General features: G+C 70.7%; 26 protein-coding genes and 1 pseudogene. 12 read left to right on the top strand and 15 right to left on the bottom strand.

The genetic code is table 11. The features are described 5' to 3' along the window. Positions 1-39: 39 nt before the first annotated feature. Together CLV67_RS04790 and CLV67_RS04785 are read right to left on the bottom strand one after the other, a co-directional pair. Positions 40-657 (bottom strand): hypothetical protein, encoded by a 618-nt coding sequence (locus CLV67_RS04790; RefSeq protein ID WP_106315923.1) that lies wholly within the window; start codon positions 655-657, stop codon positions 40-42. Positions 658-737: 80 nt separating this feature from the next. Continuing rightward, entirely contained in the window at positions 738-1,643 is a 906-nt protein-coding gene (locus CLV67_RS04785) for a DMT family transporter (RefSeq protein WP_106315922.1), read from the bottom strand. 134 nt (positions 1,644-1,777) lie between these two features. On the opposite strand from CLV67_RS04785, the gene CLV67_RS04780 reads away from it, so the two are divergent. Then, complete coding sequence (locus tag CLV67_RS04780; RefSeq protein ID WP_106315921.1) at positions 1,778-2,476, top strand: HAD family hydrolase; 699 nt, start codon at positions 1,778-1,780, stop codon at positions 2,474-2,476. A 24-nt stretch (positions 2,477-2,500) separates the two neighbouring features. Next, a complete protein-coding gene (locus CLV67_RS04775; RefSeq protein WP_106315920.1) occupies positions 2,501-2,995 on the top strand; it encodes a hypothetical protein in 495 nt (164 codons plus the stop codon). Positions 2,996-3,073: 78 nt separating this feature from the next. Here the strand turns inward: CLV67_RS04775 and CLV67_RS04770 are convergent, their stop codons facing one another. Further along, entirely contained in the window at positions 3,074-3,958 is an 885-nt protein-coding gene (locus CLV67_RS04770; protein WP_106315919.1) for a PhzF family phenazine biosynthesis protein, read from the bottom strand. 27 nt (positions 3,959-3,985) lie between these two features. Here CLV67_RS04770 and CLV67_RS04765 point away from each other — a divergent pair, with 27 nt between their 5' ends. The 3 genes from CLV67_RS04765 to CLV67_RS04755 are packed head-to-tail and all read left to right on the top strand — an operon-like array spanning position 3,986 to position 6,951. Next, positions 3,986-5,257, top strand: a complete 1,272-nt coding sequence (locus CLV67_RS04765) for a magnesium transporter MgtE N-terminal domain-containing protein (RefSeq protein ID WP_106315918.1) — start codon at positions 3,986-3,988, stop codon at positions 5,255-5,257. Continuing rightward, the gene (locus tag CLV67_RS04760; RefSeq protein WP_106315917.1) at positions 5,254-5,778 is read left to right on the top strand and encodes a DUF1003 domain-containing protein; all 525 of its coding nucleotides are present in this window, start codon (positions 5,254-5,256) and stop codon (positions 5,776-5,778) included. The genes CLV67_RS04765 and CLV67_RS04760 overlap by 4 nt, the downstream gene beginning before the upstream one ends. Positions 5,779-5,799: 21 nt before the next feature. After that, positions 5,800-6,951, top strand: a complete 1,152-nt coding sequence (locus CLV67_RS04755; protein ID WP_106316431.1) for an Mrp/NBP35 family ATP-binding protein — start codon at positions 5,800-5,802, stop codon at positions 6,949-6,951. A gap of 3 nt (positions 6,952-6,954) precedes the next feature. Here the strand turns inward: CLV67_RS04755 and CLV67_RS04750 are convergent, their stop codons facing one another. After that, positions 6,955-7,368 carry a twin-arginine translocase TatA/TatE family subunit gene (locus tag CLV67_RS04750; RefSeq protein ID WP_106315916.1) on the bottom strand — a complete coding sequence of 138 codons (414 nt, stop codon included), beginning with the start codon at positions 7,366-7,368 and terminating at the stop codon, positions 6,955-6,957. A gap of 70 nt (positions 7,369-7,438) precedes the next feature. Next, positions 7,439-8,701 (bottom strand): S1C family serine protease, encoded by a 1,263-nt coding sequence (locus CLV67_RS04745; RefSeq protein WP_106315915.1) that lies wholly within the window; start codon positions 8,699-8,701, stop codon positions 7,439-7,441. A 249-nt stretch (positions 8,702-8,950) separates the two neighbouring features. On the opposite strand from CLV67_RS04745, the gene CLV67_RS04740 reads away from it, so the two are divergent. After that, on the top strand, positions 8,951-9,559 hold the full coding sequence (locus CLV67_RS04740) for an O-methyltransferase (RefSeq protein WP_106316430.1): 609 nt from the start codon (positions 8,951-8,953) through the stop codon (positions 9,557-9,559). On the opposite strand, the gene CLV67_RS04735 is transcribed toward CLV67_RS04740, so the two are convergent. Together CLV67_RS04735 and CLV67_RS04730 are read right to left on the bottom strand one after the other, a co-directional pair. Next, positions 9,524-10,924 (bottom strand): leucyl aminopeptidase family protein, encoded by a 1,401-nt coding sequence (locus CLV67_RS04735; RefSeq protein WP_106315914.1) that lies wholly within the window; start codon positions 10,922-10,924, stop codon positions 9,524-9,526. The two genes, CLV67_RS04740 and CLV67_RS04735, sit on opposite strands and share 36 nt — an antisense overlap. Positions 10,925-11,001: 77 nt before the next feature. Further along, a complete protein-coding gene (locus CLV67_RS04730; protein WP_014447667.1) occupies positions 11,002-11,169 on the bottom strand; it encodes a DUF3117 domain-containing protein in 168 nt (55 codons plus the stop codon). Between the two features lie 275 nt (positions 11,170-11,444). Between CLV67_RS04730 and CLV67_RS04725 the strand changes: the two are divergent. Continuing rightward, a pseudogene (locus CLV67_RS04725) lies at positions 11,445-12,194 on the top strand (PaaX family transcriptional regulator); the annotation flags it as partial. Between the two features lie 73 nt (positions 12,195-12,267). Then, a complete protein-coding gene (locus tag CLV67_RS04720; RefSeq protein ID WP_106315912.1) occupies positions 12,268-13,068 on the top strand; it encodes an enoyl-CoA hydratase/isomerase family protein in 801 nt (266 codons plus the stop codon). Between the two features lie 3 nt (positions 13,069-13,071). On the opposite strand, the gene CLV67_RS04715 is transcribed toward CLV67_RS04720, so the two are convergent. The 5 genes from CLV67_RS04715 to ndhC all read right to left on the bottom strand — a co-directional run bounded on the left by CLV67_RS04715 (position 13,072) and on the right by ndhC (position 15,543). Next, complete coding sequence (locus CLV67_RS04715) at positions 13,072-13,575, bottom strand: hypothetical protein (protein ID WP_106315911.1); 504 nt, start codon at positions 13,573-13,575, stop codon at positions 13,072-13,074. 4 nt (positions 13,576-13,579) lie between these two features. Beyond that, positions 13,580-14,152, bottom strand: coding sequence for a DNA-3-methyladenine glycosylase I (locus tag CLV67_RS04710; protein WP_275414871.1), 573 nt, complete (start codon positions 14,150-14,152; stop codon positions 13,580-13,582). Beyond that, a complete protein-coding gene (locus tag CLV67_RS04705; RefSeq protein ID WP_106315910.1) occupies positions 14,149-14,637 on the bottom strand; it encodes an SRPBCC family protein in 489 nt (162 codons plus the stop codon). Before CLV67_RS04705 ends, CLV67_RS04710 begins: the two co-directional genes overlap by 4 nt. Beyond that, a complete protein-coding gene (locus tag CLV67_RS04700; protein WP_106315909.1) occupies positions 14,634-15,101 on the bottom strand; it encodes a DivIVA domain-containing protein in 468 nt (155 codons plus the stop codon). The genes CLV67_RS04705 and CLV67_RS04700 overlap by 4 nt, the downstream gene beginning before the upstream one ends. Before the next feature lie 64 nt (positions 15,102-15,165). Further along, complete coding sequence (gene ndhC, locus CLV67_RS04695) at positions 15,166-15,543, bottom strand: NADH-quinone oxidoreductase subunit A (RefSeq protein WP_106315908.1); 378 nt, start codon at positions 15,541-15,543, stop codon at positions 15,166-15,168. A gap of 248 nt (positions 15,544-15,791) precedes the next feature. Between ndhC and CLV67_RS04690 the strand changes: the two genes are divergently transcribed. Next, positions 15,792-17,570 carry a 2-oxoacid:acceptor oxidoreductase subunit alpha gene (locus CLV67_RS04690; protein ID WP_239166045.1) on the top strand — a complete coding sequence of 593 codons (1,779 nt, stop codon included), beginning with the start codon at positions 15,792-15,794 and terminating at the stop codon, positions 17,568-17,570. Continuing rightward, on the top strand, positions 17,563-18,573 hold the full coding sequence (locus CLV67_RS04685; RefSeq protein ID WP_106315906.1) for a 2-oxoacid:ferredoxin oxidoreductase subunit beta: 1,011 nt from the start codon (positions 17,563-17,565) through the stop codon (positions 18,571-18,573). Before CLV67_RS04690 ends, CLV67_RS04685 begins: the two co-directional genes overlap by 8 nt. Here the strand turns inward: CLV67_RS04685 and CLV67_RS04680 are convergent. Further along, positions 18,570-19,586: a potassium channel family protein gene (locus CLV67_RS04680; RefSeq protein ID WP_106315905.1), complete on the bottom strand. Its 1,017-nt coding sequence runs from the start codon at positions 19,584-19,586 to the stop codon at positions 18,570-18,572. The genes CLV67_RS04685 and CLV67_RS04680 overlap by 4 nt on opposite strands. A 93-nt stretch (positions 19,587-19,679) precedes the next feature. On the opposite strand from CLV67_RS04680, the gene CLV67_RS04675 reads away from it, so the two are divergent. Next, entirely contained in the window at positions 19,680-20,114 is a 435-nt protein-coding gene (locus tag CLV67_RS04675; protein WP_106315904.1) for a phospholipase A2, read from the top strand. Between the two features lies 1 nt (position 20,115). Here the strand turns inward: CLV67_RS04675 and CLV67_RS04670 are convergent, their stop codons facing one another. Both CLV67_RS04670 and CLV67_RS04665 read right to left on the bottom strand, forming a co-directional pair. Continuing rightward, positions 20,116-22,752 (bottom strand): ATP-binding protein, encoded by a 2,637-nt coding sequence (locus tag CLV67_RS04670; protein ID WP_106315903.1) that lies wholly within the window; start codon positions 22,750-22,752, stop codon positions 20,116-20,118. 308 nt (positions 22,753-23,060) lie between these two features. Further along, the gene (locus CLV67_RS04665) at positions 23,061-23,276 is read right to left on the bottom strand and encodes an FmdB family zinc ribbon protein (RefSeq protein WP_106316428.1); all 216 of its coding nucleotides are present in this window, start codon (positions 23,274-23,276) and stop codon (positions 23,061-23,063) included. A 1,041-nt stretch (positions 23,277-24,317) separates the two neighbouring features. On the opposite strand from CLV67_RS04665, the gene CLV67_RS04660 reads away from it, so the two are divergent. Beyond that, positions 24,318-25,481: a lytic murein transglycosylase gene (locus CLV67_RS04660; RefSeq protein WP_106315902.1), complete on the top strand. Its 1,164-nt coding sequence runs from the start codon at positions 24,318-24,320 to the stop codon at positions 25,479-25,481. Positions 25,482-25,526 lie beyond the last annotated feature (45 nt).

Below are 25,526 nucleotides of genomic sequence, written 5' to 3'. Positions count from 1 at the left end.
TCCGACACCGTGAAATCCGGCTCCCGGCAGGTGGTGTGATCAGCCCGCGGACAGCGGGCGTACCGGGCCCTCCTCGACGAAGATCAGCGGTGCCTCGTCACCGTAGCGGGCCAGCAGAGCGCCGCGGGTGGCCTCGATGTCGGGGGTGCCGATCTCGACGCCGGCGCCGTCGTGCCGGCTGCCCACGGTGCTGATCTCGATGCCCTGCCCGACCCAGTACGACAGGTCGGCGACCACCCGGTCGTGCCAGGTGGTGAGCTCGGCCACTCCGTGGGCGGCGTCACGCACCACGATGCACGAGTCCTCCGCACCAGCCCGGATGAAGTCGTCGAAGGCCGCCGAAGGAACCCGGTACACGATGGCGCGTACCCGAGTCTGATCGACCTCGAGACCCGCGAAGCTGGCGGCGAAACGCTCACGCCCGCCCCGGTCGATCCGTTCCATCGCGGCGGCGAGCCGCGGCGGTGTGACCGTCATGCGCCGCGCACCGACCGTCGTGTACTGCGCCGGCCGGCTGAACTCGCAGCCGGCCGTCCGCCAGCCGCCGGTCAGCCCGGTCCGCCGGCCGGTCTCGCCGCCGGTGTCCTCGCCGCAGCCGGGAGCCGTCATGACGAGCGCCCCGGCGAGCAGCAGCCGGACCACTCGTTCGCGATGCATGGCATCCCCCTTCAATACCCGCCCGGGACAACGAGCGGCAAGTGTCGACGTTTCGCCCTCGACCGGGAGAATTGATCACATCAGCGACGAATTAGCTTGAAAGAGGCCTGACCCAGGATGACGACGGCCACCCCCGCCACCAGTAGGAACAACCCCGGCAGCGACTCGGCCCGCGGCACCTGCCCCAGCCACCACCAGGCGAGGAACGCCGCTCCCGGCACCTCGAGCAGGATCAGCACGCTCACCGTGGTCGCCGAGGTGTGCTGCAGGGCGTAGTTGAACATCGAGTGGCCGAGCAACTGGGCACCGGCTACGAGTGCCAGGATCGCGGCCCAGGTACGGCCGTCGTAACCGCCGAGCGGCACGCCGAACGTCAGGCACACCCCGAGCAGCACGATCCCGCACGTGCCGTAGCAGATCCAGGTGTAGGTGGTGGTGCTCAGCTCGGCCCGGGCCCGCTCGCCGAACGCCGTGTAGACCGCCGCCGCGAGCGCCCCGAGCAGGGCCAGCACGTCGGCGAACACGGCCTGCGCCGAGACTCCGAGGTCGACGCCGGTCGCCCAGGCCGCCCCGGCCACCGCGAGTCCGATGCCCAGCCACTGGGCCCCCGACGGCCGCCGGCCCTGCGCCGCCGCGATCAGGCCCTGCCACACCGGCTGGGTGGCGACGAGCGCGGTCGCGGTGGCCACCGACCCGAGCTGCACGCTCGGCATCCAGGTGGCGAAGTGCAGGGACAGGGTCAGCCCAGCCAGCACACAGAACATTCCGGCCCGGCCACGCGACGCCCGGCGGACCTCGTCGCGGCGCGGGCCCAGCGCGATCGGGGTCAGCACCAGCGTGGCGAGGCTGTTGCGCCAGAACGCGATGGCCAACGCGGGCGCGGCCGCGAACGCGATGAGCGGCGCAGACGACGAGACGGCCAGCACCGCGACGGTCAACGCCAGGATCGTCGGGGCCGCCACTTGACCTGATGAGCGCACATTCATCCCCGGCCATCGCTTCTTGCGGGGTGATACCGGACAGTTGGTAACTGTCTATTGGCGGACAGTGACGGACTCGCTACAGTCACCGACGGCTCACTGACGGTTTCCACCCTTCGATGTCCAGGAGGACGATCTGCATGCCCGCGTACCGTGCGGTCGTGTTTGACTTTTTCGGCACCTTGACCCGATCTGTGCAGCGTGGTCCGCAACACGCCGACATCGCCCGGTCGCTCGGTGCCGACCCGGAGGCCGTGACCGGCGTCCTCGACCGAACCTTCCGTGCCCGGGCCTGTGGCCGGTACGGCTCTGCGGAGGCCACCCTACGCTGGGTGATCGAGCAGGCCGGTGGCCGCCCACGCCCCGGCGCGATCCGGGCGGCCATGCCGGCCAGGGTGGACGCGCTGCGGGCGGACACCCAGTTACGACCGGAAGCGGTCAGTGCTCTCACCGCTATCCGGAGCCGGGGCATACGCACCGCGGTGGTCAGTGACTGCACCCACGAACTCCCGGCCTTCCTGCCCGGACTCGCCGTGGCACCACTGCTCGACGCTCAGATCTACTCGGTCGAACTGGGCGTCTGCAAACCGGACCCGGAGATCTATCTGGCCGCTTGTGATCGCCTCGGCGTCGCTCCGCAGGACTGCCTCTACGTCGGCGACGGTGGCAGTTACGAACTCACCGGCGCCGCTGCCGTCGGCATGACCCCGGTCCGGCTGGCGGCTCCCGATCTCGCCAATCACCTGGTCTTCGATGCCGACACCAACTTCGCCGGGCGTACGGTCCGCTCGCTCACCGAGGTGCTGGCCTTGGTCGACCCGGTTCCGGCGCTCCTGTAGGGGCGCACGTGGGAGGATGGCCCGGTGAGTGCTGGAGTGCTGGAAGAGGCGATCAAGAAGGCCGCCGTCGCCTGGATCTCCGTGGCGGACGGCCCGGCCTACGCCCTCTGGTGCATGCCGGTGGAGGCGTCGCTGGCGGTCGTCAGCGGTCCCGGTGAGCAGTTCGCACCGGGGCTGGCCGAGGCTCAGCGGGCCACCGTCCGGCTGCGCGGTGATCACGGCGGCCTCATCGTGGTCACCGAGGCCACGGTGACCCGGATCATCCCCGGTTCCGACCAATGGACCGAGGTGGCCCCCCAGCTCGCCGGCAAGCGCCTCAACGCCAGTGGCGGCGCCGACGAGGTCGTCGCGCGCTGGGCGGCCGACGACTGCGCGGTCGTGCTGCTCACCCCCGCGACGGAGACCGCGTCGGGCACCGCCGATCTCCCGGCCGACTCGCACGCCGAACCGCCCCGCGACACTCCGGCCAGGGTCGAGACCCGCAAGCCCTTCCGCCTCCACCGGGTCACCAGGCGCTGACCTCACCTCTCTCCGGCTGGGCCTCACCGCAGTCTCACAGCGCCTGAGACAGCGGTATGACACAGCAGGTTGCGGCCGTCAGCCTATGAACGGCGGGACGGCGATCTGGCCGGCGGCCACGGGATGGACGTGGCCGGTGACGGTTACGGAGGTGGCCACTCCGGCCGAGGCGGTCACCGTGCATTCGAGGCGGGACGGGCGCTTCATCTCGACGCCCTGGTGGATGCGATACGTCGAGGTGCCGTCGCCCGGCAGCCGACCGGCGGCCACCAGCCACACGCCGAGGCCCAGAGCGGCCGAGCCGGTGGCCGGGTCCTCGTCGACGGTCCAGGTGGAGGAGAAGACGCGGGCGTGCGCCTCGGTGCCCGACCACGCGAACACGCTCAGATCGGCACAGCCCGCCTCCTCGGCGGCCCGGGGGTTCACCCGGACCCGGGCGAGCGCCTCCCCGCGTACCGGAAGAAAGATCCAATCGAGACCACAGCCCGCCGAACGCGCGGCAGCCACACCGCCCGGAGGATCGCCCGCGAAATCGGCGGCCGTCAGGCCTGCCGCGGCGAGCAACGGCGCCGGATCCAGGGGATCGCCGAGCCGGGGCGTGGCGCCGGTCAGCGTGGCCGCACCCCCGGCGGTGACGGTGATCGGCAGCAGACCGGCACCGCACTCCTGGATCACCGGACCGGCGTCGAAGAGGCCGCGGCGCATCGCGGTGACCGCCGCACCGACGCTCGGGTGCCCGGCGAACGGCAGTTCCAGGGTCGGGGTGAAGATCCGGACCCGGTACGTGGCCTCGGCCGTGGACGGCGGGAGCAGGAACACCGTCTCCGAAAGGTTGAACTCGGCGGCCAGCGCCTGCATCTGATCGGTGGCCAGTTTCGCGCCGCCGAACACCACGGCCAGCGGATTGCCGGCGAACGGCCGATCCGTGAACACGTCGACGATCTCGTACGCCACTCCTGACATGTCCGGACCCTAACCTAGTCTGAGGGCGTGACCATGGGGACGAGGGTTTATCTGGCGCGCCTCGCCGGCCTGCCGGTGTTCGACCCCAACGGCGATCGTGTCGGGCGGGTCCGGGACGCGGTGGTCCGGCTGCGCACCACGAATCGCCCGCCGCAGGTCGTCGGTCTGGTCGCCGAGATGGCCCTGCGGCGCCGGATCTTCCTGCCGATCGGGCGGATCACGAGCATGGACGCCGAGGCGGTCGTGCTCGCGACCGGCTCGCTGAACCTGCGCCGGTTCGAGAAACGGCCGAACGAGCTGCTGATCCTGGAGGACCTGCTGGATCGCCGGGTGACCGTGCAGCCGGAGCAGGGCGACGGGCCGGAGCATTCCGCGACCGTGCTGGACCTCGGCATGGAGCTGAACCGGAACACCGAGTGGATCATCACGCGGGTGGCGGTCCGGGAGCACACCGGGCGGCTGACCCGGCGTGGGCACGTCTACCAGGCGGAGTACGACCGGGTCCGCGGCCTGGTCGGCCCGGCCGACGCCCAGGGCACCGCCAATCTGATCGCGCTGCTGGACCAGATGCGGCCGGCCGACGTCGCCAACGCGCTGCAGGACCTTCCGGACGCCCGGCGTAACGAGGTGGCCGCCGCCATGAACGACCGGCGCCTGGCCGACGTGCTGGAGGAACTGCCCGAGCACGACCAGGTGGAGATCCTGGTGGCGCTGGAACGGGAACGGGCCGCCGACGTGCTGGAGCGGATGGACCCGGACGACGCCGCCGACCTGCTGGCCGAGCTCCCGAAGACCGAGCAGGCGGTGCTGCTCGACCTGATGGAGCCGGAGGAGGCGGCCCCGGTGCGGCAGCTGATGAGCTATCGGCCGGGCACCGCCGGCAGTGTGATGACCTCCGAGCCGGTGATCCTCACCCCGGACGCCACGGTTGCCGAGGCGCTGGCCCGGATCCGGAACGCGGAGCTGTCACCGGTGATCGCCGCGCAGGTCTTCGTGGCCCGTGCGCCGAATGCCACGCCGACGGGTAGGTACCTGGGCATGGTGCATTTCCAGCGGTTGCTGCGGGAGCCGCCGGCCTCGATGGTCGGCGCGCTGGTGGACAGCGGGATCGACCCGCTGCGGACCGATACGGGGCTGCTCGAGATAACCCGGCGCATGGCGACGTACGACCTGGTGGCGATGCCGGTGGTGGACTCGACGAACCGGCTCCTGGGTGCGGTCACCGTCGACGACGTGCTCGACCACTCGCTGCCGCGGGACTGGCGTGACCGGGACGCCCAGGACGAGGGGGCCGCGTGAACGATCAACGCAGAGACCGTCTGGACCAGCCCCGCGACCCGGGCCGGGTGCAACTTCCCAAATTCGACCCGGAGGCGTTCGGCCGCTGGTCGGAGGGGATCGCGCGGTACATGGGCACGGCGAAGTTCATCGTCTACATGACGGTGGTGATCGCCGCCTGGTTCGCGTGGAACACCCTCGCTCCGAAGAACATGCGGTTCGACCCGTACACCTTCACGTTCCTCACCCTGATCCTGTCGCTGCAAGCGTCGTACGCCGCCCCGTTGATCCTTCTGGCCCAGAATCGGCAGACGGACCGGGACCGTCTCGCCATGGACGAGGATCGTCGTCGCGCGGCGATGCAGAAGGCGGACACCGAGTTCCTGACCCGGGAGATCGCCGCCCTGCGGATCGCGCTCGGCGAGGTCGCCACCAGGGACTTCCTGCGCTCGGAGCTGTCCCGTCTCGCCGACGAGCTGGATGAGGCGGCGTTGAGGCGCGAGAAGCGGGCGCGTAGCGACTGGGACGAGGAGCACTCCTGACCTCGACGTAGCATGGGCTGCATGTCCGCTCCTGCACCCACGCTCGAGGACGCCATCCAGGCCGCTCTGGCGACCGTGGACGACCCCGAGATCCGCCGCCCGATCACCGACCTCGGCATGGTCTCGGGCTTCACCGTGAGCGACGGCCTGGTCAAGGTCGACCTGCTGCTCACCGTTGCCGGCTGCCCGCTGCGGGACAAGCTGAACAACGACATCACCGCCGCCGTCACGAAGATCCCCGGCATCGACCGGGTCGAGATCAACTTCGGCGTGATGACCGACGAGCAGCGCAAGGCGCTGCAGACCACCCTGCGCGGGGGTGGCGAGTCCGCAGAACCGGTCATCCCGTTCGCCCAGCCGGGTTCCCGGACCAGGGTGTACGCGGTGGCCAGCGGCAAGGGCGGCGTCGGCAAGTCGAGCGTCACCGTGAACCTGGCCGCGGCTCTCGCCAAGCGGGGCCTGTCGGTCGGCGTGATCGACGCGGACATCTACGGCCACTCGGTGCCGCGGATGCTCGGCGTCGAGGGCCGGCCCACCCGCGTCGAGGAAATGATCATGCCGCCGCAGTCGCACGGCGTGAAGGTGATCTCGATCGGCATGTTCACGGCCGGCAACGCCGCGGTGGTCTGGCGTGGCCCGATGCTGCACCGGGCGCTCCAGCAGTTCCTCGCCGACGTCTACTGGGGCGACCTGGACGTGCTGCTGCTCGACCTGCCTCCGGGCACCGGTGACGTGGCCATCTCCCTGGCCCAGCTGCTGCCGAACGCGGAGATCCTGGTCGTCACCACCCCGCAGATGGCAGCCGCCGAGGTCGCCGAGCGAGCCGGGGCGATCGCCCTGCAGACCCACCAGCGCCTGGTCGGTGTGGTGGAGAACATGTCGTGGCTGGAGCTGCCGGACGGTTCACGCATGGAGGTCTTCGGCGCGGGCGGCGGCCAGACCGTGGCCGACTCGCTGAGCACCACCATCGGCGCCCGGGTCGAACTGCTCGGTCAGATCCCGCTGGACACCCGGGTCCGTGAGGCCGGCGACGGCGGCACGCCGATCGTGCTGGCCGAGCCGGACGCCCCGGCCGCGAAGGCCCTGGACGGCGTGGCCGACAAGCTGGCGATCCGCCGGGAGTCCCTGGTCGGCAAGCCGCTGGGCCTCATGGTCACCGCCAAGCGCGGCTGAGGTCTACGTAGCGTCGAGGTCGAAACGCTGCGCCGGTCGAGGAGCCTCGGCCGGCGCGGTCGTCTGTGTGGCGCTCTTGAGGTCGGCGGCCTTGGCGACGTCGGAAAGCTCGGTCTTGACGCCGTTGAGGTCCTGCTTCACGTCGTCGAGAAGGCTCTGCAGCGGCTTGCGGATCGCTGCCTCGTCCTCCTCGCTGAGCAGATGCTTGCGGATGAACGCCTTCGGGTGCAGGTCTTCGAGCTGGATGTCGGTGCCGAGCTCGCGGCTCAGGTCGCTGGTCGCGTTCTGAGCCATGCTGCGCAGGCCACGCAGCATGCGGAGGCCGTCACCGATCACCTTGGGGAGCCGCTCCCCGAAGATCAGCAGCGCCAGCATGAGCAGCGCGCCGATCTCCCACCAGTTCAGATTCTCGAACACGTCCGGCCTCCCAAGCTTCCCGCGCCAAGGGTACGCACGCTCGCTGTGCGGCCGCAGCCCACCCGGACCATCAATTCGTGTCCGCGGCAAGCGTCACGGAGGCCGACGCGGCCTTGGTGCCGCGGCGGTACTCGACGGCGACGACCGAACCCGGAGCGTACTTGCGGACCATGGCGATCAGGCTGGTGCCGTCCTCCAGGGGATGCCCGTCCAGTTTGATGACCACGTCGCCGGCGCGCAGGCCCGCGGTCGCGGCCGGACCGGCCGGCTGGACGCTGCGCAGCCGGGCTCCGGAGGCCGACTCCCCGGTCATCACCTCGGCGCCGATCACGGTGCGCCGGGCCTTGCCGGTGTCGATGATGTCCTCGGCGATCCGCTTGGCCTGGTTGATCGGGATGGCGAAGGCGAGGCCGATGTTGCCGGCCTCGGTGGTGCTGCCACCGACCGAACGGATCACCGAGTTGACCCCGACGACCTGACCGGACGCGTCCACCAGCGGGCCGCCCGAGTTGCCCTGGTTGACCGCGGCGTCGGTCTGGATGGCCGCGTAGTAGCGGGTGGTCCCGGTCTCCTCGCCCGCCTGGATGGTCCGGTCGAGGGCGCTCACGATGCCGGCGGTCACGGTGTTGACCAGCGCCAAGGGTGAACCGAAAGCAAGCACCGGGTCACCGACGGCAATCTCGTCGGAGTTTCCGAGGGTGACCGGAATCAGGCCCTCCTTTGCGACTTTGATCACTGCGAGGTCGGACTCCGGGTCGCGTCCGACGAGCGTCGCCGCGGCCGTGGAGCCGTCGTGGAAGGCGACCGAGAGGGTGTCGTCGGCCCCCTCCACCACGTGGTCGTTGGTGATCACGTAGCCGTTGGCGGAGACCACGAAACCGGAGCCGATCGCCCCGCTCACCCGGACCGTGACGACGCTCGGCTGGACGCGCTCGGCGACCCCGGCGAGCGACTCGGGCGCGCGCTTGGCCGACTCCGGAGTGTTCGGCCCGGGGGCTCCGAGCTGGGTGCCGGCGTTCGAGGCGTACCCACCCTTGACCGCGAAGACGAACCCGAGAGTGCCGCCGACCCCACCTGCCATCAGGGCTGTGAGCAGGCAGATCAGCAGGATCGGGGCGATCCGGCGGCGCGGCGCGTCGGGGTCGGGCGGCGTCTCGAGCCGGGGGCCCTCGGCCGCGGGTGAGGACGGCAGCACGATGGCCGCCGGGGCGTAGGGATCGCGCCACGGGTCCGTCTGCCCACCGGACCACCAGGCCGACGGGTGCGGCGGCTGTGGCGGCTCGCCGGGGGCAGGTTGCGCCGGCGGGCGGCTCCAGTTCCAGCCGTCGGTCACGTCGGTGCCTCCACTCCGCTCGACCGGCTCCGCGCATCCAGGATGACACGGATCCACCGGTTCACACCTTGCCACGGGTCCGCACGTGCGCCGAGTGGGCTGTTTATCCATCGACGGCGCAGTGCATCACCGGAGAACATCGCTCTACTCTCTTATCCGATGTGCGCGGTTCGCCGCGGCATCCACTGCCGTACGGAGGTCGTCATCATCGGTCCCGCTCGTTCATTCGGTCAGCCGGCGGCGCAGTCAATGCCGTTCGCCGAGACCTACGCCACCGAGGACCCGGTTCTGCAGACCGCGCGTGCCCTCGCGCACGAGCTCGGCCTGCCCTGTGTCTCCCCCGGCGCCGGCTCCGTGCTGCGCCTGCTGGCCGCCGCGGGCAGCGCCAAGGCTGTGGTCGAGATCGGCACCGGCACGGGCGTCAGCGGCATCTGGCTGCTGCGTGGGATGCGCCCGGACGGGGTCCTCACCACGATCGACGTCGAGCACGAGCACCAGCGGATCGCCCGACGGGTCTTCCTGGAGGCGGGGTACGCCCCGTCGCGTACCCGGATCATCAGCGGCCGCGCCCTGGACGTGCTTCCCCGGCTCGCCGACGGCGCGTACGACCTGATCTTCGTCGACGCCGACACCACCGAATTCGCCGCCTGCACCGAGGCCGCCCTGCGCCTGCTGCGGACCGGCGGCGTGCTGATCGTCAACGGGGCGCACGCCGGTGGCCGGATCAACGACCCGTCCGCCCGCGACGTGGACACCCTCACGATCCGGGAGACCGTGAAGGCGATCCGCGAGTCGGAGGACTGGATCCCGGCGGTGATCCCGTCAGGTGCCGGCCTGCTGACCGCGGTCAAGCGCTGAGAGGTAACCGAGCAGCATCCGGGCGCCCCAGCCGGTGGCGCCCTTGGTCAGCTCGAGTTCGTGCGACTCCGACCAGCTGGGCGCCGACATGTCCAGGTGGGCCCAGCGGGCGTCGCCGAAGAAGTCACGTAGGAACAGGGCGGCCATCACCGAGCCCGGCCCGGCCGGTGCGCTGATCCGGTCGGCGATGTCGCTGCGCAGGTTGTCGACGTAGTCGTCGCAGAGCGGCAGCCGCCACATCCGCTCCCCCGTCGCCGTGCCCGCCTCGGCCAGCGCCTCGGCCAGGTCGTCCCACGGGCTGAAGAGGGCGGCCGTGCGTTTGCCCAGCGCGACGGCGTTGGCACCGGTCAGGGTCGCCAGGTTGAGCACCAGATCGGGGTGCAGCACGTCGGCTGCGTACGCGAGCGCGTCGGCCAGCACGATCCGGCCCTCCGCGTCGGAGTTGGTGTTCTCGCTGGTCGAGCCGTCGTAGTGGGTGATCACGTCGCCGGGCCGGAAGGCCGATCCGCTGACCGCGTTCTCCGCGAGCGGCACGAGCGCGGTCACCCGCAGGCCGAGGCCCAGGTCCGCGACGCCGAGCACGGCGCCGACCACGGCAGCGGCCCCGCCCATGTCCTTCTTCATCAGCTTCATCGCGTCGCGCGGCTTGATCGAGATGCCGCCGGTGTCGAAGGTGATGCCCTTGCCGACCAGTACCACGTGGGTGGTCGCTCCGGGCGGCTGCCAGGACACCTCGACGAACCGGGGTGGTGACACCGAGCCGGCGCCGACCGCTCGCAGGCCGCCGAAGCGCTCGAGCTCGTCCCCGGCCCGCACGGTCACGGTCAGGCCCGGGCGGGTCGCCGCCTCGGCCACGACCTGGGCCGCGAACCACTCCGGGTTCTTCACCGACGACGGGGTGTTGGTGAGATCACGGGCGAGCCAGGCCGCCCGGGCCGTGATCCGCGCCTCGGTGAGGCTTTCAGCGTGTGAGGAACCGAAGATCCGGACCTCTCGGGTTCGTGGTTCTCGAGGCGCGTCACGGTATCGGTAGCCGCCCAGCCAGAGGCCCTCGGCGAGACCGCGCACCGACGAGGCCGCGGTGCCGGCCGGCAGGTGGACCTCGAGCGCCTCGTCGTCGGCCACCTCCCGGATCGCCGCGGCGCCGGCGGCACGCCAGTCTGCCTCACCGCCATCGCCGATGCCGACGAGCAGAACCCGGGACGGCTGCCGCAACGGACGCGGGAACGCCGTGATCCGCCCCGCGGCACCGGCCTCCTCGGTGGCGGCGGCCAGCGCGGACGCCTCGGCGTCCAGTTCCGGTCCCACCGGGACGAGCCGGGTGGACGTGTCGTCGGAGACGTCCGTCAATCGGATGTCGAACACGGGAGGATGACCTTTCCGTAAGACGTGGAAAGCCCGCCGGTACGGGCGGTACCGTACCGGCGGGCTCGCGTGAAACGTCAGCCGGCGATCGACTTCAACGCGTCACCCAGCGCGTTGGCCTCGTCCGGAGTCATCTCAACGACGAGACGGCCACCACCTTCCAGCGGGACGCGCATGACGATGCCACGACCCTCCTTGGTGACCTCCAGCGGACCATCGCCCGTCCGCGGCTTCATCGCCGCCATCTTGTCTCCCCTCAGACCTACGTCAGGGTCGGTGGGTTGCCCCACAGCCACTTGCTCCTGGAATGCCAGCAGCCTCGTCACGTGCTCAGCCCCACGCGACGCGGTGCTCGTTTCCGACCGGCGGCCCGCTCAGGCCGTTTTCGCGTGTTCACGCGTCGCGACCCACCGTGCCGATCAAACATTTTCCCTGATGAACACCGGCGAACCCAAACCCAGCCCGGGCGGATGTGACAGCGTCTAGCATATCGTCTTTCGGGCTGTCACAATGTGCGGTCATGCAGGCGCGGTCCGCACTCTTCGACCTGTACGGCGACTACCTGCGCGCTCGCGGCTCCCGAGCGCCGGTCGCGGCCCTGGTGAGGCTGCTCGCTCCGCTCGACATCGCGGCCCCGGCGGTCCGTACCGCAGTGTCGCGAATGGTGCGACAGGGATGGTTGAATCCGCTACGTCTGGCCTCCGGACCGGGTTATCTGCTCACCCCGAAAGCCGCGCGACGGCTCGACGAGGCGGCCGCCCGGGTGTACCGGACCGGTCGCGGCGGCTGGGACGGCCGCTTCGACATGATCCTGTTGCACGAGCCGATCCCGCGGCAGGACGCGCTGCGGCTCACCTATCTGGGCTACGGAACGCTCAGCGATCAGGTGTGGGTGGCACCGAGGGCCTCCGAGGAGGTCGAGTCGGTGCTCGGCGACATTGATCACGCACGGTTCAGCGCCAGCCACACCGCCGGCTCGGACATCGTCACCCGGGCCTGGGACCTCGGCCGGATCGGGCAGTCGTACGAGCAGTTCGTCGACGAGCTACAGCCCGTCGTCAAGGCGATCACTCCACGTAGCACCGACGAGGAGGCGTACGCGGCCCGGTTCCGCCTGGTGCACGCGTGGCGCTCGTTCCTCTTCCACGACCCCCAGCTGCCGTCCGCGCTGCTGCCTCCCGGCTGGCCCGGTGTGAAGGCCGCGACGTTCTTCGACAAGTACGCGACCAGGCTGCGCCCGGCCGCGGACCGGCACGTGGAACGTTGCCTGCAACCGCCGCGCGTGGATGACGTGTGGGATTCTCAGAACCATGACCGCCATCCAACCGCCCCACCCACCACCCATGAACGGACTAAGGGCGGATTCCCTAATCGTCGACCGCACTGACGCGGTCGTCACCCTGACCCTCAACCGCCCCGAGGCGATGAACTCGTTCACCGTCGACCTCAAGGAGGCGCTGCGGGACACCCTCGCCCAGCTGGAGAGCGACCGATCCTGCCGGGCGATCGTGCTCGCCGGCGCCGGCGGCAACTTCAGCGGCGGCCAGGACCTCAAGGAGCACGCGGCCCTGCTCGAGGCCGGCTCCACCGACCTGAACACCGTGCAGGCGCACTACAACCCGATCGCCCAGCGGCTCGCGAGCATGCCGAAGCCGGTGGTCGCCGCAGTTCGCGGGATGGCCGCCGGAGCGGGCGCCTCGCTGTCCCTTCTCGCCGACTTCCGGATCGGCGGCCCGAAGACCACCTTCCTGATGGCGTTCGCCAACGTGGGCCTGGCCGGCGACAGCGGCATCTCCTGGTCGCTGCCGCGGATCGTGGGCCACGCCCGGGCGGTCGAGCTGCTGCTGCTGGCCCGCCCGGTCAAGTCGGACGAGGCGTCCCGGATCGGGATGCTCACCGAACTGCTGGAGGACGACGAGCAGGTGCTGCCACGGGCCCAGGAGCTCGCCGCACGGCTGGCCGCGGGTCCGACGATCGCCTACGGCGCGATCAAGCGCGAGCTGTCCATCGGTGACGCCGGCACCCTGTCGGACGCCCTGGCGGCCGAGGCGCAGGCCCAGTCGATCTGCGGTGCGACCGCCGACCACCAGGCCGCCGTGACCGCCTTCCTGAACAAGCAGAAGCCGACCTACCAGGGCCGCTGAGGACTACTCGTCCTCGTCCTCCTCCTCGGGGTCCTGGTTCGCCTCGGCCCCGAGGACGAAGGCCTGCATGGCCAGCTCGTCACCGGACGGCCAGACGTACGTCGGCAGCTCGGCGGGGCCGAGCTCCAGCACGTGCGACCAGAACTGGCGCACGGCCTCGGCCGGGTTCGCCGCCTCGATCGGCATCGCCACGCTGACCAGCCAGGGCTTTCTGTCGGCGGGGGCGCCGAGCCGCTCGGCGAACCGCCGGAACGTCGCCTCGTCGACCGGGCCCTCGGAGAGAGCGACGGGAACCGGCTCGTCGAAAGCGCGACGCAGGTAGGCCAGGGCGAGCTCGCCGTCCGCCTTCTCCACCCGGGCCAGCGCCACGACCTGTTCCTCGGCCACCAGCAGGACCTCGTCGCCGACCTCGGCCGCGACGGAGGCCGGAACGGTCACCGCATCGTGCTGGAACAACCGCTCGGTCGCCCACTGCCCTTCCGGAATGATCACCACGAACTGAGCCATGGTGTCATCTCACCACGGGCACCCAGCAGTCCGTGAGGTGGTCGTCGACCATGCCGGTGGCCTGCATCAACGCGTACGCCGTGGTCGGTCCGACGAATTTGAAGCCGCGCTTCTTGAGCGCCTTGGCCATGGCGGTGGACTCCGGCGTGACCGCCGGGACGTCGGCACGCGTCTTCGGCCGGGACCGCGGTACCGGGGCGAACGACCAGAGCAGCTCGGTCAGGTCCAGCTCGACGGCCACCCGGGCGTTGTGCAGGGCAGCGTCGACCTTCATCCGGTTCCGGACGATGCCGGGGTCGGCCATCAGGCGCTCGGCGTCGGCCTCGGTGAACTCGGCGACCTTCTCGATCGAGAATCCGGCGAAGGCGGTCCGGAACGCCGGCCGCTTGCGCAGGATCGTGATCCACGACAGGCCGGACTGGAAGGCCTCCAGAGTGAGCCGCTCGAAGAGCGCATCGTCACCGCGGACCGGCTTGCCCCACTCGTCGTCGTGGTAGGTCGCATAGTCGGGCGTGCTGCCGCCCCAGAAGCACCGTGGGCGCCCGTCGGCGCCGATCACGATCCCGGTGTCGGTCACGGCAGGCGGCCCTGCTCGACCAGCCGTGCGAACCGCTTGAGCGCGCCGGTGAAGCCGAGCTTCGAACCCGGCCAGAGGACCGGCCAGGCGATCTTCCCGACCGGGCCGGCCGGGAGGTGGAACCACTCGTGCAGCACGATCTGGGTCCGGTCGCCGGACATCGCGGTGCAGCGCATGGCGCCGGGACCCTTGAGCACCTTGCCGCAGTGCACGACGCGGACCTCGTACGGCGCGTTGACCTTGATCACCCGCAATTCGTCGCGGAGGACCGCCGGGCCGATCGTGGTGACGGCCTCGACCAGACTGCCCTCGCCACCGTCGCCCTCGACGACCCGGACCCGGGTGAACGGGATCCAGTCGGACTGCTTCTCCCAGTTCAGGAAGGCGGTGAAGACCTTCGGCGCGGGCGCGTTGACGATCACCGTGGCGGTGAACTCCCCGGGGCCCGCTTGCGAACCTGGGCCCGCCTCCGAGTCGTTGCTCATCGTTTCTCCACCGGCTCGGGATCGTCCGCGGGCACGTTCTCGTCCGGCGAGGGCGCCATCGGGATGACCGGCGTCTCGGGAGCCGGCGGAACCTGCGCGGCCGGGACGAGCGCCGCCTCACGGGCCTTGCGCAGCGCGTCGGCGTCCTCGGTGCGGCCCTCGCGCAGCGCGACGACCTCCGCCTCGAGCACGCCGATCAGCTCGCTCTTGTAGCCGATGTCGTACGCCGCGCGCTGCAGCGCCTGGTCGACCTGCGCCATCCGGTAGCCCCGCCAGACGGTGTCGAACCTGGTGGCGCTGATGTCGTCCTCGCCGAGCGGGCGGTCGCTGGGCAGCGGCACCGCACGGCCGTCGGGCTCGACCGGGGTCAGGCCGGGGTCGCTCCCGCTCAGTAGGACGGTCACGCCGAAGACGATCGTCGCGACGACGAGCGCCACGACAATGAAGAGCAGAAGCTGACCCATGCGCACGATGTTGACATGTCCGCTTTCCGGTGGCGAGCCCGCCACCCGTCCGGACTCGCCGGCCTCACGTCCAGTTGAGGATCTTCTTACGCCAGGCGTAGAGGATGCCGAGTGCCAGGACGGCCACGAAGATGCCCATCTCCGCGATGGCAAGACCACCGAAACCGGGACGATCGAAGATCAACGCCCATGGGAAGAGAAATACGGCTTCAACGGCGAAAAGTACATATAGGTACGCGTAGACGTAGTACCTGATCTGCGCCTGCGCCCAGTCGCCGCCGACCGGGTCGATGCCGCTCTCGTAGGAGATCCGCTTTCCGGACGGCTCCGCCGGACGGGCCGGACTGAGCAGCCGGTTCGCCCCGAACGCGGCCACGAACAGCAGCACCCCGGCGGCCAGCACGAGCCCGAGGACGGCATAGGAGCCCAGATATCCCTCCACGATCGTGCAGCCTACCCAAGAGCACTAGCTGATCAGTGCACCGGATCGCTACCGTAGGCGACGGTCCGCGGCCCCTTCGTAAGGAGCGGCGACGTAGTGTGGAAGTGACGATTTGCGGGCCGGCTCATCGACAGTCATGAAGCCGCCGGACCGCGCCTTTTGGAGGTTGAATCGTGGCCGCTCCCGCGAAGCGCGTCGAACGACTGGACCGGGTAGTCATCCGTTTCGCCGGCGACTCCGGCGACGGTATGCAGCTCACCGGTGACCGGTTCACGTCGGAGACAGCCCAGCTCGGCAACGACATCTCGACGCTTCCCAACTTTCCGGCGGAGATCCGCGCCCCAGCGGGGACCCTGCCAGGCGTCTCGAGTTTCCAGGTCCACTTCGCCGACTACGACATCCTGACCCCCGGTGACGCGCCCAACGTGCTCGTCGCCATGAACCCCGCGGCGCTCAAGGCCAACGTGGCCGACCTGCCGGCCGGTGCCGACATCATCGTCAACACCGACGAGTTCACGCGCCGCAACCTCGCCAAGGTCGGTTACGCCGTCAGTCCCCTGGAGGACGGCTCGCTCGACGAGTTCGCGATCCACCCGGTGGCACTCACCTCCCTGACCCTAGGCGCGCTGGCCGAGAGCGGCGTCTCGAAGAAGGACGGCGAGCGCGCCAAGAACATGTTCGCGCTGGGTCTGCTCAGCTGGATGTACTCGCGGCCGTTCGAGTCGACGCTGCGGTTCCTGGAGCGCAAGTTCGCCAAACGGCCCGACCTGGTCGCGGCGAACAAGACGGCGTTCCAGGCCGGATGGAACTACGGCGAGACGACCGAGGCGTTCTCGGTCCGCTACGAGATCAAACCGGCGAAGATGCCACCCGGCACGTACCGCAACATCACCGGCAACCAGGCGCTCGCGCTCGGGCTGGTGGCCTCCGCGGTCCGGTCGGGGCTGCCGGTGTTCCTCGGCGCCTACCCGATCACGCCGGCCTCGGACATCCTGCACGAGCTCTCCAAGCACAAGCGGTTCGGCGTCACCACGATGCAGGCCGAGGACGAGATCGCGGCCATCGGCGCGGCGCTCGGCGCGGCCTACGGCGGTGCACTGGGCGTCACCACCACCTCGGGGCCGGGCGTGGCGCTCAAGGGCGAGACCATCTCGCTCGCCATCGCTCTCGAGCTGCCGCTGGTGATCGTGGACGTGCAGCGGGCCGGCCCGTCGACCGGCATGCCGACCAAGACCGAGCAGGCCGACCTCAACATGGCGCTGTTCGGCCGGCACGGGGAGGCACCGCTCGCGGTGATCGCCCCGAAGTCGCCGTCCGACTGCTTCCACGCGGCGCTGGAGGCGGCCCGGATCGCGCTGACCTACCGCACCCCGGTCATCCTGCTGTCCGACAACTACGTGGCCAACGGTTCGGAGCCGTGGCTGCTGCCGTCCGTCAGCGAGCTGCCCGACCTGCGGGTGGACTTCGCGACGGCACCCAACACCGACGACGGGAAGTTCCTGCCGTACCTGCGTGATCCGGAGACCATGGCCCGGCCGTGGGCCGTGCCCGGGACGCCCGGCCTGGAGCACCGGATCGGCGGTCTGGAGAAGGCCGACAAGACCGGGGACATCTCGTACGACCCGGCGAACCACGAGTTCATGGTGCGCACCCGGCAAGCCCGCATCGACGCGATCCCGGTGCCCGACGTCGACGTCGAGGACCCGTCCGAGGCCGCGAGGGTGCTGGTGCTCGGCTGGGGCTCGACCTACGGTCCGATCGGCGCGGCCTGCCGTGCGCTGCGCCAGCGCGGCCTCACCATCGCGCAGGCACATCTGCGGCACCTCTCACCCCTGCCGGCCAACCTCGGTGAGGTGCTCCGGGCGTACGACAAGGTGGTCGTCCCGGAGATGAACCTGGGTCAGCTCGCCGCCGTGATCCGGTCGCGATACCTGGTCGACGCGGTTCCGTTCAACCAGATCAGCGGCCTGCCGTTCACCGCCGCGACGCTGGAGAGCATGCTGGAGGACGTGGTCAAGAATGGCTGAGACGGTCGCTCTGAAACTGACCGCCAAGGACTTCAAGTCCGATCAGGAGGTCCGCTGGTGCCCCGGCTGCGGGGACTACTCGATCCTCGCGGCCATGCAACGGTTCATGCCGGAGCTGGGCATCCCGCGCGAGAAGATCGTGTTCGTCTCCGGCATCGGGTGCTCGTCCCGCTTCCCGTACTACATGAACACGTACGGGATGCACTCGATCCACGGCCGTGCCCCGGCGATCGCGACCGGGCTGTCCGCGTCCCGCCCCGACCTGAACGTCTGGGTGGTGACCGGTGACGGCGACGCGCTGTCGATCGGCGGCAACCACCTGATCCACGCGCTGCGCCGCAACGTGAACCTGAAGATCCTGCTGTTCAACAACCGGATCTACGGGCTCACCAAGGGTCAGTACTCCCCGACCTCGGAAATCGGCAAGATCACCAAGTCGACGCCGACCGGCTCGGCGGACACGCCGTTCAACCCGCTCTCGCTGGCGCTGGGCGCCGAGGCCACCTTCGTGGCCCGGACCATCGACTCCGACGCCAAGCACCTGCAGTCGGTGCTGCGGGCGGCGGCTGAGCACGAGGGTTCGGCGTTCGTCGAGATCTACCAGAACTGCAACATCTTCAACGACGGCGCCTTCGACCTGATCAAGGACTCCACCACGAGGGACGCGCACCTGATCCGCCTGGAGCAGGGCGAGCCGATCACCGTCGGCAACCTCAACGTGGTGCACCCCGAGGGCAGCTTCGGCCTGAAGGTGCAGGAGGGCGGCACGCCGCTCATCCACGACGCCACCGTGGACGACCCGGCGTACGCGTTCGCGCTCAGCCGGCTCTCCGGGTCGGACCTGAGCACCACACCGATCGGGGTGTTCCGCAGCGTCAAGCGGCCGTCCTACGACGAGATCGTCCGCAAGCAGGTGCTCGACGCCAAGGCGCAGGCCACCGGCACGCCCGAGGAGATGCTCGACGGTCTCCTCAACGCCGGTGACACCTGGACGATCCTCTAGACGGACACCCCGTTGGAAACCGACTCGTCGTCGCGGATGTAGACGAGCAGGTCGCCGGTCTCGATCGTGACGGCCTGCTCGCCACCGAGCGGCAGCACCTTGCCGCGCCGGATCAGGGCCACCACCAGGGTCAGCAGCTCGCGTGGGTTGCGGCCCACCTCGGACCGCTCCGCCGACCGCATCGCCAGCGCCATGCCCTGGCCCGGGGTGAGAAGGTCCTCCACCACGTCGATCAACGGCGGCGCGGTGGTGGTCAGGCCGAGCAGCCGGCCGGCCGTGGACGACGACACGATGACGTGGTGGGCGCCGCTCTGCTTGAGCAGGGCGGCGTTCTCCTGCTCGCGGACCGCCGCGATGATCCGGACCTGTCCGGCCGTCAGCTGGCGGACGGTCAGCGTGATCAGCACCGAGGACTCGTCCCGGTCGGTCGCGATGATCACCGACTTGGCGTTCTTCACGTCGGCGTCGTTGAGCACCGCCGATCGGGTGGCATCGCCCTCGATGACGACGAAACCGCTGGCTGCGGCTTGGCGTACGCCGACCTCCCGATTCTCCACGATGACGATCCGGGACTTGTCGTACCCGGTCTCGAGGAGTGCGGCGACCGCGGCCCGGCCCTTGGTGCCGTAACCGCAGATGATCACATGGTCCTTCAACTTGCGCCTCCACCGGCTGACCCGCAGGCCCTTGCGGTACTGGTCGGTAAGCACCTCCAGTGTGGTGCCGACCAGGATGATCAGGAAGAGGACCCGCGCCGGGGTGATGAAAAGGACGTTCACCAGACGGGCGGGCTGGGTCACCGGCGTGATGTCGCCGTAGCCGGTGGTGGAGAGCGAGACGACCGCGTAGTAGAAGCAGTCGAGCAGGGTCAGGGTCTCATCGTAGTTGTCCCGATAGCCGTCCCGGTCGAGGTAGACCACCGTGACCGCCGCCAGGACCAGGGCGCACGCCGCCAGCATCCGGAGCCCGAGGGCTGCCAGAGGTCCCTGACGGACCCTAGGTAGATGAATCATGGAACCGCCCGCACGCGATCACCTTAACGGTCAAGCTTGACGACGTGTCCCAGGACATCACATCCGTCACCGGCTGAACGTCGGAGGTCCCACATGCGTAATGCCGCGGTCGCCGCGCTGCTGTTCCTCACCCTGACACCGGCCGCGCCGGCACGGGCGTCGTCGATGGACCGGCAGGCTCTCCTGTCGAGCTGGACCCAGCCTACGGCGGCCAGCACGGCGGCCTGGAACGCCGCGCGGCTCGACCGGGCGCGCTGGGCGGAACACCGGTTCGACTGGTCCAGCGACCTCTGCACGCGGGCCCCGGACACCCCGATCGGCTTCGACTTCGGGAACGCCTGCCGGCACCACGACTTCGGCTACCGCAACTACCGCGGCGACCTCGCTCGCCACAAGGACCGCCTCGACGAGGTCTTCCGGGCTGATCTGCGCCGCGTGTGCGACGGTCGCGCGCTGATGGCGCAGCCGTTCTGCAACAGCATCGCCTTCACCTACTACGAGGCGGTCCGGTTGCTGGTCAAAGCCTGATTCATCGTACGATCTGCGCGAACCGGGCGGCGCCGTCCTCGAGGTCCGGGTGCTCCACCGCCAGTGCCATCGCCACTATCCGGTCGAAACCGAGCCCGGCCCCGTCGGCGTACGCCGCGTCGAAGGCCGCATCGCCGAGCGCCTCGCGCAGCGACGTCTGATGCGCCGACCAGAAGGCGCCGAACGACTCGGTACGCCGCGCGCCGCGCGCCGCCTCCGCCCCGCCGAAGAGCACCGTCGCGGTCGCCGGGTCACCACCGAGCACACATCGGACCGCGATCGCCGCGACCGCGTCGGCCGCCGCGCCCCGGAACCCGTGCCGCAGCCGCGAGCGCAGTGCCACCACCAGATGGTCGTGTGCCGCCACCAGGTCACCGCGCCGGAGCGCGACCATGCCGAGCAGCCAGTCGACGGCCCGGCGGCCCCGGTCCTCGGGACGGGCCGCCTCCAGATGACGGGCCGCGCCGAGCACCTCGGCCGCCTCGGTCAGCGCCTCGCGCCGCCAGAGCAGCTCGGCCAGGGCCAGCACGGCGGGGAACCCGGCGTTCGGGACACCGGACCGCTCCGCCAGGCCGATCACGTCACGGCAGGCCCGCTCGGCGGCGACCGGGTCGTCGCCGGGCAGCGCCAGACCGGCGGCCTGGGCCCGGATCAGCAGCGCCGGGTCACCGGAGTGCTCCGCCGCGGCCCGGCCACGGGCCAGCAGACGCTCCCGTTCGGACCGGTCGGCGGTGAGCCCCGCCCACACCAGACAGGCTGCCGCGAGATCCGACGCCGGAACCGTCACCGCCGCATCCTCGGGCAGATGCCGGAACAGCTCGGCCAGCAGCTCACGGCCCTCCTCGACGTCGCCGTGCTCACGCCACCACGGGTCGAGGGCGACCGCGAGCCGCAGCCCGGCCGCCACCCTGCCGGTGGCCGACGTCCAGCGCAGCGCGGCCTGCCACTCGGCGACGTACGGGCTCAGCTCGGCCAGAGAGGTTGTGCGGACCTGATCGTCGAGGTCGACGGTGACTCGGTCGAGCACGTGCAGTGACCAGGTCAGATGACGGTCACGGACCGCCGGTTCGTCGCCGGTCGCGGTCAGCCGGCGCAGCGCGTACGCCCGGACCTGGTCGGACAACCGGTACCGCGGGCCCGGCGTCACCTCGACCAGCGACTTGTCGGCGAGTTCGGAGAGCGCGCTCAGCCCCTCCGGGTCGCACCATTCGACGGTCGCGAGATCCACCGGCCCGGTGAAGACGGCCAGACGGCGCAGCAGGTCGGCGGCACGGCTGCCGAGGGTGCGATACGACCAGGTCAGATTATTGGTGAGGCTGGCGTGCCGGCCGTCACCGGCAGCGTCGTTGTCGAGGGCGCCGAGCGGGTCGTCGAGACGCCGGGCCAGCTGCTCGGCCGGCAGCAGACGCAGCCGGGCCGCGGCGAGCTGGATTGCCAGCGGCGAACCTTCCAGCCGGGCCGCCAGCTTCGCCAGCTGCGGGTCACCGTCACCCGGGTGCCCGCCCTGCGCGGCCGCCGCCCGGTCCCGGAGCAGGGCGAACGCGTCGGCCGGCACCAGCGGCGGAATCCGCCACACGGTCTCCCCGGCGAGCGCGATCGGCGCCCGGCCGGTGGCCATCACGTCGAGACGGCGGCAGCGGCTGAGAAGCCGGTGCACCAGCGCCACGGTCAACGCCGGCGCCGCGTCGCACGTCTGCAGAAGCACCAGCATGCGGCGCTCGGCACACTGCTCGACCACCGTGTCGATCATCGGCCGGCCCGGCTCCGGCCGCAGACCCAGGGCCGCGGCGAGAGCGGTCGGCAGGCCTTGCGCGGCGCTCGCCGCATCGATCGTCCAGACTCCACCGGGGTACGCCGGAAGCAGCTGATCGGCCACGGCGTGCGTGAGTCGCGTCTTGCCCGAGCCGCCCGGGCCGACGACCGTGACCAGACGGTTCCGGCTGATCAGCTCGGCCAGCTCGGTCATCTCGGCACGGCGGCCGACGAACGGGGTGTGCTCGGCCGGAAGGTTGTGCCGCGGCGCCTCGGCGGTCCGCGGACGGGGGAAGTCGCGATCCAGGCCCGGGGCCATCACCTGGAACAGCCGCTCGTCGTCGTCGAAGCCGCGCAGCCGGAAGGCGCCCAGGTCGAGCAGATCCACGGTGGCCAGCGTGGCCGCGGCCGCGGTGCCGGTCGTCCCGCCGGTCGTGGCGGCGTAAGTGGCGGTCACCGCCAGGGCGGTCGCCTCCGAGCAGAGCACCTGCCCACCATGGGCGGCGGCGGACACCCGGGCCGCGCGGTGCACTTCGGCGCTGGCGTACTCCTGGCCGACCGGAACGGCCCGGCCTGTATGGAGTCCCATCCGGACCCGTGGGACCGCGTCCCGGCGCGGCCAGTCGTGAGCGGACAGGCGGCGCTGTGCCTCGACACACGCCGCGACCGCCGCGTCGGCGTTCGAGAAGGCGACGAAGAATGAGTCACCCTCCGTGAGGAGCTCGACACCACCGAAGTCATCAAACACGTGGCGTAGCACCGCCCGGTGCGCTCCGAGAACATTCCGGTACGCGTCACCGAGCATCCGGGCGAGCCGTGTCGAGCCCTCGATGTCGGTGAACATAAAGGTCACCAGGCCACTGGGTAGCTCGATCCGTGCCGACACGGTGGAACCTCCGCCCCCTTTGGGAAGTCGCGACTCATGCTGCCGTACCTCTGCGTCACCGCCCATCGTAGAAACGGACGGTAATCATGTGCCCGCCATGGCCGACCCCTTACGGAGGACATCCTGATCGCCACATCGACCGGAGGCATACGGGACTACGCGTCTCGTAACGAAAGAGATCGAACGCGGAAACGCCGCGGTCGGCCAAAACCGCTGGGACGAACGGGTGTACCCGTACGGGGCAATGAAATCGGCACCGGCAGCGAGGAGAGCGTCACCGGCCGAAGTCGACACTGATCATCCGGCGATCAACAGCCACAACCTCCGCCGCAGCAGCCACCGCCGCCGGCGGAGGGCGCCGGCGAGGCCGCGCCGCCACGACCCGTCACGGCGACAGTGGACAGCAGCTTGACGGTGTCGCCGTGACCCTGCGGGCAGGACGCCGGGGCGGACGCCTCCCGCATCGGGCGACTGACCTCGAAGGTGGCGCCACACGCGCGGCACCGGAACTCATAACGCGGCATCCGACCAGCGTAGGACCCGTACGGGCGGCGGCGCACGAGGAGTTCCCGAGTCGTTGCCGGGTAGTTGTCCACAGGCCCTGTTCGACCTCCCCGTTAGTTGTCCACAGGCCCTGTTCGACCTCCCCGTTAGTGGTTTCCGGCGGGTAGGGTCTAGCCGTGGCGGAGGCACAGAAGAACCCAGCAGAGCAGCCGGAGCTGCGGGCCGCGGCGCCGCATCAGGGCGGGCCGCTGGCCAGTTCCGGTGCGGCTCCGGGTGTTCCGCGCACCGCCTCGCCGCTGCCGCCGGTTCCGCCCGTTCCCAGCCAGGCGCAGCCCTCCTCCGGCACTGTCGGCTCGTCCCGCCCGGGCAGTGCGTCCGGCGATGCCTCGCGGGTCGGCGTCTCGGGGGCGGACGGCGTCTCTCCCGCGGCCGGATCCTCGGCCTCGGGCGGCGCCTCAGGTGCCGGCAGCGCCTCAGGTGCCGGCAGCGCCTCAGGTGCCGGAGTTCCGAAGGTTGGAGCCGGGCCCGAAATCGGCGCCGGGCCCCGCGTCGGGGCGGCACCGGCCGCCGGTGATGCGGCCGAAGCTGGAGCCGGGAGCGAGGGCGAGGCGAGATCCGCCGCCGAGACGGGCACGAAGCCGACCGGCACCGACTCCGAGTCAGGGCCTCAGACTGCCGCCGAGGCGAAGTCCGGCGGCGCGGCACCGACGAAGCCAGCCGGTTCCGACCCCGAGCCCAAGCTTCAAGCGGCGGGTGAGGCGACTTCCACGGGCAAGCCCGACGCGAAGCCCTCCGCGACGGATTCGAAGGCTGACGGTGGCCCGGCAACGTCAGCGTCCGCCGTGAGCGAGGGCGGCCCGGCAACCTCGGTGTCCGTTGCCAAGCCCGGCGTTGACAAAAAGACCACAGCGGACAAGTCGCCCGCACCAGAGGACCGCGAAGCCGCCACGCTCGGAGACGGCGGAACAGCCGCAGCCGACGAGAAGGCCGGAGACGCCGGGACGGCCGGAGACGCCAAAGCGGCTGGGGACGTCAAGACAGGCGCAGACGCCAAGACGGCCGTGAGTACCACAGCGGTCGCGGACGGCAAGACGGCCGGTGACGCCAAGAAGGCTGACGGCGGCAAGGCCGAGGGCGACACAGCGACCGGAGACGGTAAGGCGGCGTCCGGCGAGGGTGGTAAGTCAGCCCCGGGCACGGATGGCAAGGCGGCCGACGGCGATGCCGCGGTGGGGGCGGGGAAGGCGAAGGCGAAGCGGCGGTTCCGGCCGTTGCACGCGACCGGCCGCGCGGCGCGCGGTGTCGCCACCTGGACCCGTGGGCCCAGCGGGCGCGTGGTCGTTCCCGGCGTGGTGGTCGCGGGGCTCGTCACGCTGGCCGTCACCTCGGGTGCCTACCTGGTGCCCAAGGCGCTGGAGGTGAAGCCCACGCCCAGTGCCACTCCGGCATTCGGCGAGGGTGTTCAGGGTTCGATTCCGCCGCCGGTGTGGTCGTCCCCGGGCGGCCTGCCCGGCGCGACCACCGGTCTTCCGGGTGCCACCGGCCTGCCGGGCGCCACAGGGCTGCCGGGCGCTACCGGCCTGCCGGGCGCCACGGGACTGCCCGGTGCAACCGGGCTGCCGGGCGTCCCTCCGGCCACTGTGAACGCGGCCCGCCCGGCCGACGCTCTGGCGGGCTGGGCCGAGCAGATCGGCACCCGGGTCGGGATTCCCGTGGTGGCGGTGCAGGCCTACGGCTATGCCGAGCTGGTCGCCGCACAGACCACACCTGCCTGCCGGCTGAGCTGGACCACACTGGCCGCGATCGGCAAGGTGGAGTCGTCGCACGGCAGCTACAACGGCGCGGTTCTCGGCGCGGACGGAGTGGCCCAGCCGACGATCCTGGGACTGCCGCTGGACGGGCAGGGCGGCCGGCAGCTGATCGCCGACACCGACCGCGGTGTGCTCGACAAGGACACCACCTATGACCGGGCGATCGGGCCGATGCAGTTCATCCCGGCGACGTGGACGGCGACGGCGGTCGACGCCGACCGCGACGGTGTGGCGAACCCGAACGACATCGACGACGCGGCGCTGACCGCGGCGACCTACCTCTGCAAGGGCGGGCGCGACCTGTCCAAGGCCGACGCCTGGTGGGACGCGATCCTGTCGTACAACGCCGTCCGCCCGTACGCCGAGAAGGTTTTCAGCACTGCCGACGACTACGGGAAGCGGAGCCGGGCCTGATCAGGACCGCCGGGACATCGGCGCTTGTCGCGACGCTGCGTGAGC

Source organism: Actinoplanes italicus, from assembly GCF_003001815.1.
Taxonomy (GTDB): domain Bacteria; phylum Actinomycetota; class Actinomycetes; order Mycobacteriales; family Micromonosporaceae; genus Actinoplanes; species Actinoplanes italicus.
This window is presented reverse-complemented; position numbering and strand designations above follow the sequence as displayed.

Excerpts from the sequence above, each read along its gene's own strand:
- CLV67_RS04790 (WP_106315923.1), bottom strand. The coding sequence starts at position 657 with ATGCATCGCGAACGAGTGGTCCGGCTGCTGCTCGCCGGGGCGCTCGTC.
- CLV67_RS04785 (WP_106315922.1), bottom strand. The coding sequence starts at position 1,643 with ATGAATGTGCGCTCATCAGGTCAAGTGGCGGCCCCGACGATCCTGGCG.
- CLV67_RS04780 (WP_106315921.1), top strand. The coding sequence starts at position 1,778 with ATGCCCGCGTACCGTGCGGTCGTGTTTGACTTTTTCGGCACCTTGACC.
- CLV67_RS04770 (WP_106315919.1), bottom strand. The coding sequence starts at position 3,958 with ATGTCAGGAGTGGCGTACGAGATCGTCGACGTGTTCACGGATCGGCCG.
- CLV67_RS04755 (WP_106316431.1), top strand. The coding sequence starts at position 5,800 with ATGTCCGCTCCTGCACCCACGCTCGAGGACGCCATCCAGGCCGCTCTG.
- CLV67_RS04740 (WP_106316430.1), top strand. The coding sequence starts at position 8,951 with ATGCCGTTCGCCGAGACCTACGCCACCGAGGACCCGGTTCTGCAGACC.
- CLV67_RS04730 (WP_014447667.1), bottom strand. The coding sequence starts at position 11,169 with ATGGCGGCGATGAAGCCGCGGACGGGCGATGGTCCGCTGGAGGTCACC.
- CLV67_RS04720 (WP_106315912.1), top strand. The coding sequence starts at position 12,268 with ATGAACGGACTAAGGGCGGATTCCCTAATCGTCGACCGCACTGACGCG.
- CLV67_RS04715 (WP_106315911.1), bottom strand. The coding sequence starts at position 13,575 with ATGGCTCAGTTCGTGGTGATCATTCCGGAAGGGCAGTGGGCGACCGAG.
- CLV67_RS04705 (WP_106315910.1), bottom strand. The coding sequence starts at position 14,637 with ATGAGCAACGACTCGGAGGCGGGCCCAGGTTCGCAAGCGGGCCCCGGG.
- CLV67_RS04700 (WP_106315909.1), bottom strand. The coding sequence starts at position 15,101 with ATGGGTCAGCTTCTGCTCTTCATTGTCGTGGCGCTCGTCGTCGCGACG.
- CLV67_RS04690 (WP_239166045.1), top strand. The coding sequence starts at position 15,792 with ATGCAGCTCACCGGTGACCGGTTCACGTCGGAGACAGCCCAGCTCGGC.
- CLV67_RS04685 (WP_106315906.1), top strand. The coding sequence starts at position 17,563 with ATGGCTGAGACGGTCGCTCTGAAACTGACCGCCAAGGACTTCAAGTCC.
- CLV67_RS04680 (WP_106315905.1), bottom strand. The coding sequence starts at position 19,586 with ATGATTCATCTACCTAGGGTCCGTCAGGGACCTCTGGCAGCCCTCGGG.
- CLV67_RS04675 (WP_106315904.1), top strand. The coding sequence starts at position 19,680 with ATGCGTAATGCCGCGGTCGCCGCGCTGCTGTTCCTCACCCTGACACCG.
- CLV67_RS04665 (WP_106316428.1), bottom strand. The coding sequence starts at position 23,276 with ATGCCGCGTTATGAGTTCCGGTGCCGCGCGTGTGGCGCCACCTTCGAG.